This is a genomic window from Streptomyces achromogenes, assembly GCF_030816715.1.
In the GTDB taxonomy this organism is placed as follows: domain Bacteria; phylum Actinomycetota; class Actinomycetes; order Streptomycetales; family Streptomycetaceae; genus Streptomyces; species Streptomyces achromogenes_A.
In genome coordinates, this window is record NZ_JAUSYH010000001.1 from 6,020,158 (window position 1) to 6,031,733 (window position 11,576).

The window sequence follows — 11,576 nt, forward strand, 5'->3', positions numbered from 1 at the left end:
TCCAGAAGCATGCATGTGCATTGATTATCCGGTGCTCATCGACCACGCACGGCTCCTGGAAGGCAAGGCCTGTCATGAAGATCGGCATCATCGGCGCGGGCAACATCGGCGGCAACCTCACCCGGCGCCTCTCCGCCCTCGGCCACGACGTCTCCGTCGCGAACTCCCGCGGCCCGCACACGCTGACGGAGCTCGCCGAGGCCACGGGGGCCACCCCCGTCGCCGTCGAGGAGGCGGCGCGCGGCGCCGAGGTCGTCGTGGTCACCATCCCGCTGAAGGCGGTTCCGCACCTGCCGTCCGGCATCCTGGACGGCGCGGCCGACGGCCTGGTCGTCATCGACACCAACAACTACTACCCGCAGCAGCGCGACGGGAGGATCGCAGCCATCGAGGACGAGGGCATCACCGAGAGCCGCTGGGTCGAGCACCAGCTCGGCCACCCGGTAGTCAAGGCCTTCAACGGCACCTACGCCCAGGACATCCTGGACCGCCCGCTGGCCGCCGGCCACCCCGACCGCATGGCGCTCCCGGTCGCCGGCGACGACGAGGCGGCCAAGGCGACGGTGCGCGCCCTGATCGACGAGCTCGGCTTCGACACCGTCGACGCGGGCGGCATCGCCGACTCCTGGCGCCAGCAGCCCGACACCCCGGTCTACGGTCTGCAGGCCGGCGTCGAGGCCGTCACCAAGGCCCTGGCCGAGGCGACCCCGGAACGCCCTGCGGCCTTCCGCGGCTAGGGCCCGCCGTTCGGGGCCGGGCCGGATCGGGCCCGGATCACACGATCGTGAGGGGCACGTGCGGCCCGTCCGGCAGCTCGACCGCGATCGGGTCGCCGGGCCGCACGACGCCGGAGTACCTGCCGTTGCCGCCGGCGGCGCCGACCGGCCCGCTCATCCTGGGATCCCTCATTCCTCTTCCCCCCGGTTCCCGCCGGCTCAGCACTCGATGATGTTCACCGCGAGACCGCCCCGCGCGGTCTCCTTGTACTTGACGCTCATGTCCGCGCCGGTGTCCTTCATGGTCTTGATGACCTTGTCGAGGGACACCTTGTGCGAGCCGTCGCCGCGCATGGCCATACGGGCCGCGGTGACCGCCTTGACCGCGGCCATGCCGTTGCGCTCGATGCACGGGATCTGGACCAGGCCGCCCACCGGATCGCAGGTGAGGCCGAGGTTGTGCTCCATGCCGATCTCGGCCGCGTTCTCGACCTGTTCCGGGGATCCGCCGAGGACCTCGGCGAGCGCACCCGCCGCCATCGAGCAGGCCGAGCCGACCTCGCCCTGGCAGCCGACCTCGGCGCCGGAGATGGAGGCGTTCTCCTTGAAGAGCATGCCGATCGCCCCGGCCGCGAGAAGGAAGCGGACGACGCCGTCCTCGTCGGCGCCGGGCACGAAGTTCATGTAGTAGTGCAGCACCGCCGGGATGATGCCGGCCGCGCCGTTCGTGGGAGCGGTGACCACCCTTCCGCCGGCCGCGTTCTCCTCGTTCACGGCCATCGCGTACAGCGTGATCCACTCCATGGAGTGCGCCAACGCGTCGCCCTCCGCCCGGAGCTGACGGGCTGTCATGGCGGCGCGGCGGCGGACGCGCAGGCCGCCCGGCAGGATGCCCTCCCGGGACATGCCCCGTGAGACACAGCCCTGCATCACCCGCCACAGCTCCAGCAGGCCGGCCCGGATCTCGTCCTCCGTGCGCCAGGCCCGCTCGTTCTCCAGCATCAGCGCGGAGATCGACAGACCGGTCTCCCTCGTGAGGCGCAGCAGTTCGTCGCCCGTGCGGAAGGGGTACTTCAGTACCGCGTCGTCGAGTTTGATGCGGTCCGCGCCGACCGCCTCCTCGTCCACGACGAACCCGCCGCCGACCGAGTAGTACGTCTTCGACAGCAGTTCGGCGCCCTGCGCGTCATGGGCCCATATCGTCATGCCGTTGGCGTGGTACGGGAGGGCCTTGCGGCGGTGCAGGACGAGATCGTCGTTGAAGGAGAACGGGATCTCGTGCGAGCCCAGCAGCCGCAGCCGCCCGGAGTTCCTGATCTGCTCCACCCGCTCGTCGGCGTTCTCCACGTCCACCGTGCGCGGCGAGGAGCCCTCCAGGCCCAGCAGGACCGCCTTGGGCGTGCCGTGGCCGTGCCCGGTCGCGCCGAGCGAGCCGTACAGCTCACAGCGGACCGAGGCGGCGGAGTCCAGCAGGGACTCGTTGCGCAGCCGCCGTGCGAACATGCGGGCCGCCCGCATCGGGCCGACCGTGTGGGAGCTGGACGGGCCGATGCCGATCGAGAACAGGTCGAAGACCGAGATGGCCACGGGAACTCCTCGAGAAAGGGCGGGGGCGCACGTCGTCGGGCGCCCCCACCAGGGAACTACTTGTTCAGGCCGGGGTACAGGGGGTGCTTGTGGGCGAGGGCGGTGACCCGGGCCTTGAGGGAGGCGGCGTCGTACGACGGCTTGAGGGTCTGCGCGATGACGTCGGCGACCTCGGCGAAGTCCTCGGCGGTGAAGCCGCGGGTGGCCAGGGCGGGGGTGCCGATGCGCAGACCCGAGGTGACCATCGGCGGGCGCGGGTCGTCGGGGACGGCGTTGCGGTTGACGGTGATGCCGACCTCGTGGAGGCGGTCCTCGGCCTGCTGTCCGTCCAGTGCCGAGGCGCGCAGGTCGACCAGGATGAGGTGGACGTCGGTGCCGCCGGACAGGACGTTCACGCCGGCCTCGCGGGCGTCCGGCGCGGTGAGGCGTTCGGCGAGGATCTTCGCGCCCTCGACCGTGCGGGCCTGGCGCTCCTTGAAGTCCTCGCTCGCGGCCACCTTGAAGGAGACGGCCTTGGCGGCGATGACGTGCTCCAGGGGGCCGCCCTGGAAGCCGGGGAAGACGGAGGAGTTCAGCTTCTTGGCGAACTCCTTCTTCGCGAGGATGATGCCGCCGCGGGGGCCGCCGAGGGTCTTGTGGGTGGTGGAGGTGACGACGTCGGCGTACTCCACCGGGTTCGGGTGGAGACCGGCCGCGACCAGGCCCGCGAAGTGGGCCATGTCGACCCACAGGAACGCCTCGACCGCGTCGGCGATGCGGCGGAACTCGGCGAAGTCGAGCTGCCGGGGGTAGGCGGACCAGCCCGCGATGATGACCTTCGGGCGGTGCTCCTTGGCCAGGCGCTCGACCTCCGCCATGTCGACCAGGCCGGCGTCGTCGACGTGGTAGGCGACCACGTCGAACTGCTTGCCGGAGAAGTTGAGCCGCATGCCGTGGGTGAGGTGGCCGCCGTGGGCAAGATCGAGACCGAGGATGGTGTCGCCGGGCTGGGCGAGGGCGAACAGCGCGGCCTGGTTCGCCGAGGCGCCGGAATGCGGCTGGACGTTGGCGTACTCGGCGCCGAAGAGGTCCTTGAGGCGGTCGATGGCGATCTGCTCGGTGACGTCGACGTGCTCGCAGCCGCCGTAGTAGCGGCGGCCGGGGTAGCCCTCGGCGTACTTGTTGGTCAGGACCGAGCCCTGGGCCTCCATGACCGCGAGCGGCGCGAAGTTCTCCGAGGCGATCATCTCGAGCGTGGACTGCTGGCGGTGCAGTTCGGCGTCGACCGCGGCCGCGATCTCCGGGTCGAGCTCGTGCAGGGACGTGTTCAGGACGGACATGCGACTACGACTCCTCAGCCGGCGGTGTAGGCGGTGTACTCGTCGGCGGAGAGCAGATCGTCCGGCTCGCCCGTGACGCGTACCTTGAACAGCCACCCGCCCTCGAAGGGGGCGGAGTTCACCAGCGCCGGGTCGTCGACGACGTCCTGGTTGACCTCGGTGATCTCACCGGAGACCGGGGCGTACAGCTCGCTGACCGACTTGGTCGACTCCAGCTCGCCGCAGGACTCGCCCGCGGCCACCGTGGCGCCGGCCTCCGGGAGCTGGACGAAGACCACGTCACCGAGCGCGTTGGCCGCGTGCTCCGTGATGCCGACCGTCGAGACGCCGTCCTCGGCGACCGACAGCCACTCGTGCTCCTTGCTGTAACGCAGCTGCTGGGGGTTGCTCATGGCCTGAATTCTCCTGTACGCGGGGGAGTGCTGATGAAGGGGGGACGGTCCCGGGCACGGGTGAGCAGCGCGAAGGTGCGCGGTGTCACCTGCGGCCCGGGGGCCCAGTGTCTACTTCTGGCGCTTGTAGAAGGGCAGCGCCACGACCTCGTACGGCTCGTGACTGCCCCGGATGTCCACGCCCACGCCCGGGGTGCCCGGCGCGGCGTGCGCGGCGTCGACGTACGCCATCGCGATCGGCTTGCCCAGCGTCGGGGACGGCGCCCCGGAGGTGACCTCGCCGATCACCTCGCCGCCCGAAACGACGGCGTACCCGGCGCGCGGTACGCGGCGGCCCTCGGCGACCAGGCCGACCAGGACGCGCGGCGGCTGCCGCTCGGCCAGCGCCGCCGCCTCGGCGAGCGCCGCACGCCCGACGAAGTCGCCCTCCTTCTCGAACTTCACCACGCGCCCGAGGCCCGCGTCGAAGGGGGTGAGGGAGAGGCTCAGCTCGTGCCCGTACAGCGGCATGCCCGCCTCCAGGCGCAGCGTGTCCCGGCAGGACAGACCGCAGGGGACCAGCCCGACGCCCTCGCCGGCCTTGGTCAGCGCCTGCCACAGCTCGACGGCGTGCTCCGGCTTCACGAACAGCTCGAAGCCGTCCTCGCCGGTGTAGCCGGTGCGCGCGATGAGCGCGGGGACGCCGGCGACGGTGCCCGGCAGGCCCGCGTAGTACTTCAGGCCTTCCAGGTCGGCGTCGGTGAGGGCCGTGAGGATGCCGGGGGACTCAGGCCCCTGGACGGCGATCAGGGCGTAGGCGTCACGGTCGTCGCGGACCTCGACGTCGAACTCCTCGGCCAGGTTGCCCAACTCGTTCAGGACGTTCTGAGCGTTGGAGGCGTTGGAGACGATCATGTACTCGGCCTCGGCCAGCCGGTACACGATGAGGTCGTCGAGGATGCCGCCGTCCTCGGCGCAGATCATGGTGTAGCGGGCGCGGCCCACGCCCACCGCGGCGAGGTCGCCCACCAGGGCGAAGTTCAGGAACTCGGCCGCCTCCGGGCCGGTCACCGTGATCTCGCCCATGTGCGAGAGGTCGAAGAGCCCGGCCCGGGTGCGGACGGCGAGATGCTCGTCGCGTTCGGAGCCGTAGCGCAGGGGCATGTCCCAGCCGGCGAAGTCGGTCATCGTCGCGCCGAGCGAGCGATGCAGGGCGTCGAGCGCGGTGTGACGGGGTGCGGTACTGCTCATCGGTCGTTCGTCTCCCAAGGCGACGGGGCCCCTCCCGCGCGAACGTGAGCCGGGCGCGTGGGGGGACGGCGAGGTCGTTCCTCCCCATCTGTCATCGGAACCTGAGAGGTTCGCCATGACCACCGCTGCGAGCGGGGGCGGGACATGGCTTGCACCGTGGGTGGGACCGCCGGCGACGGCGGCCCGCTTTTCAGATGTGCCTCGCCCGCGCGGTAACGGGGCCTGAGAGATTCAAGGGAGGGACTTGCTCCTTCGGCGCCCCAGCGGAACTGCTGCTGAGGACTCTCCCGCGCGGATTCAAACGGCCGGTATGCAGTTGGCGCGGCCATCATCGCACGGCCCGCCCCCGTCGTGGCAGGCCGGATCTGTAACCGGCTTGTGTCGCTATGCGCACGAAAACGCGAGGCGCCGCGCATTACCTTCTCTTTACGCTCGACGGGGATGAGCACTATCTGGCCCCAGGGGAGGACGATCACGGTGAAGAGGACGACCTCGGCGAGGACCACGGCCTTCGCGGCCGGCTCCGGGATCGCGCTGCCCGCGCAGCCCGGCGCCCGTACCCGGGAGGCGTGCTCCCGGCAGCCCGCGCCCGTCGTCCGCGATCTGCGCGAGCGGGCCGGCCGCAGTCCGCACGGCCTGCTCTTCGGCCCGCGTGACCTGGTCGTGGTCACCGGTCTGCCCGGCAGCGGCAAGTCCACCCTGATGAAGCGCGCGGTGCCCGGCGTGCGCATCGACTCCCAGGACACCCGCGACCGCTGGGACGCCCGGATGCCCCGCCTCCTGCCCTACGCCCTCTACCGGCCGCTGGTCCGCCTCGCCCACTACGCCGGACTGCGCCGGGCCCTGCGCGGCGGCGGGGGCGTCGTGGTGCACGACTGCGGCACCCAGGCCTGGGTCCGCGACTGGCTGGCCCGCGCGGCCCGCCGCCGCGGCGGCGCCCTGCACCTGATCGTTCTCGACGTCGGCGCGGACGCGGCCCTGCGGGGCCAGCGCGAGCGCGGCCGAGGCGTCTCGCGGTACGCGTTCCTGCGGCACCGCCGGGCCGCCGCCCGGCTCCTGCGGTCGGTGGAGAAGGGCCGGCTGCCCGAGGGGTGCGGCTCCGCGGTCCTGCTCGACCGGCCCGCCGCCGACGTCCTGCGGCGGATCGGCTTCACGGGCTGAGGTCCGTCGGCCTCACGGGCAGCGGCGGGGCCGTCGGCACCCGCTAGCCTTTCAGTCACAGCAGAGTGAGCGGTTCTTAGCAGGCGGTAGGCAGATGGACTTCCCCCCGGCGGACTTCCCCGCGGACTTCCCGGCGCAGGCGCACCCCCATTCGCACGGCGGATGGCCCGGCAACGAGCTGGAGGAGGTGCTCTCCGCCTCCCTCGGCATGCCGGGAGCCGGCGGCCGGATCGTGGAGGTGCTCGGCCGCAGCTTCGTCTGGGTGCCGCTCCCCGGCGGCGGCGGCCCGCACAGCGGCCCCCTCGACCTGCCCACGATGGAACTCGACGGCCAGGTGTACGTGCCGGTCTTCAGCTCCGAGGAGCAGTTCCGCCAGGTCGTCGGCTCGCACATGTCGTTCACCGTCGCGCCGGCCGTGGAGTTCGCGCGGGGGCTGCCGCCGCAGGCGGGCATCCTCGTCAACCCCGACGGCATGGTCGGCGTCCCGCTGCCGCCGCCCGCCGTGGCCGAGCTGTGCCGGGCCGGCCGCACCCCGCTGGACGGCCCGGCCACCGGCGGCCGGGTCCGCCTCTACGAGCCGGACTGGCAGGACGACCCGATGGACTTCCTGGCCGCGGCCTGCGCGGAGTTCGAGGCCGTCGGCGTGGTCCGCACCGCCCGCCGCTGCCTGGCCGCGATCGAGACGGCGGACCCGGTGATGTTCGTGGGCGTCGAGCTCTCCCAGTGGGAGGGCGACCTGCGCGCGCTGCCCCTGGAAGCCCTCGGCAGGGCCCTGACGACGGCGGCCGTGCCCTGGCCGGTCAACCTGGTCCTCCTCGACGTCGCCCAGGATCCGGTGGGCGACTGGATGAAGGAGCGGGTCCGCCCCTTCTACTCCAGGCTTCACTAGACAGGTCCTGGCCGTGGGGCCGGGAAGCGGGCCGTCCGGCGAGGCACGGGGCCCGCGCTCTCCTCTGCTCGACCGGGCGGAGCGCCTAAGCTGGACTCCGACGCGGGGCAACTTCTCGAAGGGGCGATAAAAAGTGAGCGCTGGCACTGCCGCGACCGGCTCGGTCGAGCACATGCTGCGCCAGGTCACGCCCGGGCGCTACGACACCTACGAGGCGCTCCTGCGCGCGCTCGCGACTTCCTCCTCGGGCCGGCTCTGGATGCTGCTGTGGCACGGGCAGGCCGGCTCCCCGGACGCCCAGTACGGCAACATGGAGGTCGAAGGGCACGGCTACGCGCCCTGTGTGACGTCCGCCCAGGAGCTCAGCGCCAGCGGCTGGAACCGGTCGTACGAGGTGGTCGACGGGCTGGACGTGGCCCGGACCCTCTTTCCCGACCACTACGGCCTCTGGCTGAACCCGCACGCCCCCGGCGGCGGCGTCGGCATCCCGTGGCTGGACCTGCGCCGGATCGCCACCGGCCTGGAGCGCCAGCCCGCCGGGCCGCTCCGGCTGTCCGAACCCGCCATCGAGATCTCGCAGTTCTACGCGCTGCTCGCGCAGAACGCCCACCGCGCCCAGGCGGTCCGCACATTGCGCCGGGCCTGGGTGCAGCCGGCGCTCGGCGCGCCCTACCTGGCCATCGGGCTGGACGTGTACGACTCCTCCCCGCCGGCCGTGGACGCCGTGCGGACGATGATGCAGCAGTCCATCGGCGCGGTGCCGGACGGGCTGCCGGTCTCCACGGTCGCGATGACCGACGACTACGACCCCGTCGTGATGTGGATGCGCGCCAACGCCCGCCCGTTCTACGACCGCGAGGCGCACGCCCCCGCTCCGGCCCAGGGACCGGGCAGCGGCTACGGCTTCCCGGGCCCGCGTCCCTACTGACCCGCACGCCCGCCCGACGGCACGCACGGCACGCTCGGTCACGGGTGCGGCCCGGTCACGAGGCCGGCGCGGTCACGAGGCCGGCCCGACCGCTGATCGGCCGGCCCGGCCGCTGATCGGCCGGCCCGGCCGCTGATCGCCCGTCAGACGCGCACGCGGCCTCGCGCCGGGGCCTGATGTGTTCCGGTTCTTCCGTGATGTGACGCCGGGCACACGTGAAGCGCGTGGTGCCGCTCTCCGGAAGTCGGACCGTGGCGTTCGGGTAACGGAATGTGCAGGTCGGCATCACGGTTACGCATACTTTCTCCGTCAGATCTGGCGTGTGATCGCGCATGCGTTGAAGACTCGCCTCTCAGACGCGAGGTCGTCGATCCTGTGAGCGAGTGCCCATCGGCAGCAATCCGGGGTCAACTGGACAGTTGGGCCGCACTCATCGGCGCCGGCCGCGTAGCAGGCAGTAAGTGAACCAAGCCGCCGACAGCGGCGGACAAAGGCCGGTCACCGCCGGCGAGAGGGGTCGGGTCACCGTGACCGCACCGATCGAGACCACCGGGTCGGCAACCGAGGTGCAGCCCGAGGCTGTACTCGCGGGTGTCGAGAAGGGGCAGATCGAGGGCCGTTCCCTGGGGCAGATCGCCTGGTCCCGCTTCAAGAAGGACAAGGTCGCCGTGGCCGGCGGGGTCATCGTGATCCTGCTGATCGTGCTCGCGCTCCTCTCGCGTCCGATCCAGGCCCTGTTCGGCCTGGACCCCAACGCCTTCAACCAGGACCTGATCGACCCCAACACGTCGATCCCCCAAGGGGACTTCGGCGGCATGAGCTGGGAGCACCCGCTCGGCGTGGACCCCAAGTTCGGGCGGGACATCGCCACCCGCATCCTCGAGGGCTCCTGGGTGTCGCTGGTCGTGGCCTTCGGGGCGACGATCCTGTCGAACACCATCGGCGCGGTCCTCGGCGTGGTCGCCGGCTACTACGGCGGGCGGGTCGACTCGATCATCAGCCGGCTGATGGACACGTTCCTCGCCTTCCCCCTCCTGCTCTTCGCCATCGCCATCTCCGCCACGCTGCAGGGCGGCGCGTTCGGCATGGAGGGTCTGCCGCTCCACATCAGCGTGCTCATCTTCGTCATCGGCTTCTTCAACTGGCCTTATCTGGGACGCATCGTCCGGGGCCAGACGCTGGCCCTGCGGGAACGCGAGTTCGTGGACGCGTCGCGGGGGATGGGCGCAAGGGGGCCGTACATCCTGTTCCGGGAGCTGCTGCCCAACCTGGTCGGCCCGATCATCGTCTACTCGACGCTGCTCATCCCGACCAACATCCTCTTCGAGGCCAGCCTGAGCTTCCTGGGCGTCGGCATCCAGCCCCCGCAGGCGTCGTGGGGCGGCATGCTCAAGGAGGCGGTCACCTACTACCAGGTCGATCCGCAGTTCATGATCGTGCCCGGTCTCGCCATCTTCGTGACCGTGCTGGCGTTCAACCTGCTCGGCGACGGTCTCCGTGACGCTCTCGACCCGCGCAGCCGCTGACGTGCAGCCGCAGCGAGAGTCCGACAGATTTCCATCAACAAAGGGGAAGCAGACCATCATGCGAAGGTCAGGGCTGGCCGCGATTGCGGCCATCGGCAGTGTGAGCCTGTTGCTCGCCGGTTGCAGCAAGGCCGATGACAACAACACGGACAAGGGCGGCAAGTCCGCCGGGGCCGACGCGGCCACGAAGGGCGTCGTCAACGCGTCCACCCAGAAGGGTGGGACGGTCACGTACGAGTACTCCGACGTGCCGGACTCCTTCGACCCGGGCAACACGTACTACGCGTACATGTACAACCTCAGCCGCGTCTACGCGCGTCCGCTGATGACCTTCCAGCCCGGCGCGGGCGAGGAGGGCAACAAGCTGGTCCCCGACCTCGCGGCGAGCGCCGGCGTGCCCAGCGACGGCGGCAAGACCTGGACGTACAAGCTGCGGACCGGCCTGAAGTACCAGGACGGCACGGCGATCACGTCCAAGGACGTCAAGTACGCCGTCGAGCGCTCCAACTTCGCGCGTGACGTGCTGTCCCTCGGCCCGAACTACTTCCAGCAGCTCCTCGTGGGCGGCGAGGCGTACAAGGGTCCGTACAAGGACAAGAAGGGCCTCGCGTCCATCGAGACCCCGGACGACACCACGATCGTCTTCAAGCTGAAGTCGGCGTTCCAGGAGTTCGACTACCTGGTCGCGACGCCGCAGACCGCGCCGGTGCCCGAGGCCAAGGACAAGGGCATCGACTACGTCAAGAACATCGTGTCCTCGGGCTCGTACAAGTTCGAGAGCTACGACGAGGGCAAGCAGGCCGTCCTCGTCCGCAACGAGAACTGGGACGCCAAGACCGACCCGCTGCGCAAGCAGTACCCGGACAAGATCGTCGTCAAGCTGAAGGTCAACGCCGAGACGATCGACCAGGACGTCCAGGCCGGCGACGCGATCGACCTCGGCGGCACCGGCGTTCAGGCCGCGACGCAGGCGAAGGTCATCAACGACGCCGCGCTGAAGGCCAACACGGACAACACCTACGGTGGCCGCCTCGTCTACCTGGCGATCAACACCAAGGTCGCGCCGTTCGACAACGTCGCCTGCCGCAAGGCCGTGCAGTACGCCGTCGACAAGGTCTCGGTGCAGACCGCCGAGGGCGGCCCGATCCGCGGTGACATCGCCACCACCGTCCTCCCGCCGGACATCCCGGGCTACGCGAAGGCGGACGCCTACGCCACCGACGGCAACAAGGGCGACGTCGCCAAGGCCAAGGAGCAGCTGAAGGCCTGCGGCAAGACGGCGATCACCACCAACATCACCGCGCGCAGCGACCGCCAGCCGGAGATCGACGCGGCCACCGCGATCATCGCCTCGCTGAAGAAGGTCGGCATCAACGCCAGCCTGAAGCAGTTCCCCTCGGGCAAGTACTTCACCGACTACGCGGGCGTCCCGGCGTTCAACAAGAAGAACAACGTCGGCCTGATGATGATGCAGTGGGGTGCCGACTGGCCGGGCGGCTACGGCTTCCTGCAGCAGATCCTGAACGGCGCCGCCATCGGCGCGTCCGGCAACACCAACCTGTCGGAGCTGAACGACCCCGAGGTCAACGCGAACCTCGCCAAGGCGATCGGCACGCAGGACGCGACCCAGCGCAACGCCATCTACACGCAGATCGACAAGAAGGTCATGGACGACGCGGCCCTCGTGCCGCTGACCTACTTCAAGGTCCTGCTGTACCGCCCGGCGAACTACACCAACCTGGTGTCGACGGCGGCCTTCAGCGGTCAGTACGACTACCTCAACATCGGCACGACCAAGAAGTAGCCCCGGAAGGCAGGTGAAGGCATT

10 protein-coding genes and 2 riboswitches are annotated in these 11,576 nt (G+C 70.6%); of the genes, 6 read left to right on the forward strand and 4 right to left on the reverse strand.

Annotation, left to right across the window (positions count from 1 at the left end):
* Positions 1–74: 74 nt before the first annotated feature.
* Entirely contained in the window at positions 75–737 is a 663-nt protein-coding gene (locus QF032_RS27145; RefSeq protein ID WP_307057809.1) for an NADPH-dependent F420 reductase, read from the forward strand.
* A 198-nt stretch (positions 738–935) separates the two neighbouring features.
* Here the strand turns inward: QF032_RS27145 and QF032_RS27150 are convergent, their stop codons facing one another.
* From QF032_RS27150 to gcvT, 4 genes are all read right to left on the reverse strand, one after another.
* Positions 936–2,303, reverse strand: coding sequence for an L-serine ammonia-lyase (locus QF032_RS27150; protein ID WP_307057811.1), 1,368 nt, complete (start codon positions 2,301–2,303; stop codon positions 936–938).
* A 56-nt stretch (positions 2,304–2,359) separates the two neighbouring features.
* The gene (glyA, locus tag QF032_RS27155) at positions 2,360–3,622 is read right to left on the reverse strand and encodes a serine hydroxymethyltransferase (protein ID WP_307057813.1); all 1,263 of its coding nucleotides are present in this window, start codon (positions 3,620–3,622) and stop codon (positions 2,360–2,362) included.
* Positions 3,623–3,636: 14 nt separating this feature from the next.
* Positions 3,637–4,014 carry a glycine cleavage system protein GcvH gene (gene gcvH, locus QF032_RS27160; RefSeq protein ID WP_306949176.1) on the reverse strand — a complete coding sequence of 126 codons (378 nt, stop codon included), beginning with the start codon at positions 4,012–4,014 and terminating at the stop codon, positions 3,637–3,639.
* Between the two features lie 111 nt (positions 4,015–4,125).
* Positions 4,126–5,244, reverse strand: a complete 1,119-nt coding sequence (gene gcvT, locus QF032_RS27165; protein WP_307046079.1) for a glycine cleavage system aminomethyltransferase GcvT — start codon at positions 5,242–5,244, stop codon at positions 4,126–4,128.
* Positions 5,245–5,322: 78 nt separating this feature from the next.
* Positions 5,323–5,444: riboswitch (glycine riboswitch) on the reverse strand.
* A riboswitch (glycine riboswitch) is annotated at positions 5,445–5,544 on the reverse strand.
* A 141-nt stretch (positions 5,545–5,685) separates the two neighbouring features.
* Here gcvT and QF032_RS27170 point away from each other — a divergent pair.
* The 5 genes from QF032_RS27170 (at position 5,686) to QF032_RS27190 (ending at position 11,552) form a co-directional block, all read left to right on the forward strand.
* Positions 5,686–6,405 (forward strand): AAA family ATPase, encoded by a 720-nt coding sequence (locus QF032_RS27170; protein ID WP_307046080.1) that lies wholly within the window; start codon positions 5,686–5,688, stop codon positions 6,403–6,405.
* 94 nt (positions 6,406–6,499) lie between these two features.
* On the forward strand, positions 6,500–7,294 hold the full coding sequence (locus QF032_RS27175; protein ID WP_307057814.1) for an enhanced serine sensitivity protein SseB: 795 nt from the start codon (positions 6,500–6,502) through the stop codon (positions 7,292–7,294).
* Positions 7,295–7,466: 172 nt separating this feature from the next.
* A complete protein-coding gene (locus tag QF032_RS27180; protein ID WP_307060391.1) occupies positions 7,467–8,222 on the forward strand; it encodes an enhanced serine sensitivity protein SseB C-terminal domain-containing protein in 756 nt (251 codons plus the stop codon).
* Between the two features lie 527 nt (positions 8,223–8,749).
* The gene (locus QF032_RS27185) at positions 8,750–9,748 is read left to right on the forward strand and encodes an ABC transporter permease (RefSeq protein WP_307057815.1); all 999 of its coding nucleotides are present in this window, start codon (positions 8,750–8,752) and stop codon (positions 9,746–9,748) included.
* A 58-nt stretch (positions 9,749–9,806) separates the two neighbouring features.
* Complete coding sequence (locus QF032_RS27190) at positions 9,807–11,552, forward strand: ABC transporter substrate-binding protein (protein WP_306949172.1); 1,746 nt, start codon at positions 9,807–9,809, stop codon at positions 11,550–11,552.
* Positions 11,553–11,576: the final 24 nt, after the last annotated feature.

Excerpts from the sequence above, each read along its gene's own strand:
- QF032_RS27145 (WP_307057809.1), top strand. The coding sequence starts at position 75 with ATGAAGATCGGCATCATCGGCGCGGGCAACATCGGCGGCAACCTCACC.
- glyA (WP_307057813.1), bottom strand. The coding sequence starts at position 3,622 with ATGTCCGTCCTGAACACGTCCCTGCACGAGCTCGACCCGGAGATCGCG.
- gcvH (WP_306949176.1), bottom strand. The coding sequence starts at position 4,014 with ATGAGCAACCCCCAGCAGCTGCGTTACAGCAAGGAGCACGAGTGGCTG.
- gcvT (WP_307046079.1), bottom strand. The coding sequence starts at position 5,244 with ATGAGCAGTACCGCACCCCGTCACACCGCGCTCGACGCCCTGCATCGC.
- QF032_RS27170 (WP_307046080.1), top strand. The coding sequence starts at position 5,686 with ATGAGCACTATCTGGCCCCAGGGGAGGACGATCACGGTGAAGAGGACG.
- QF032_RS27175 (WP_307057814.1), top strand. The coding sequence starts at position 6,500 with ATGGACTTCCCCCCGGCGGACTTCCCCGCGGACTTCCCGGCGCAGGCG.
- QF032_RS27180 (WP_307060391.1), top strand. The coding sequence starts at position 7,467 with ATGCTGCGCCAGGTCACGCCCGGGCGCTACGACACCTACGAGGCGCTC.
- QF032_RS27190 (WP_306949172.1), top strand. The coding sequence starts at position 9,807 with ATGCGAAGGTCAGGGCTGGCCGCGATTGCGGCCATCGGCAGTGTGAGC.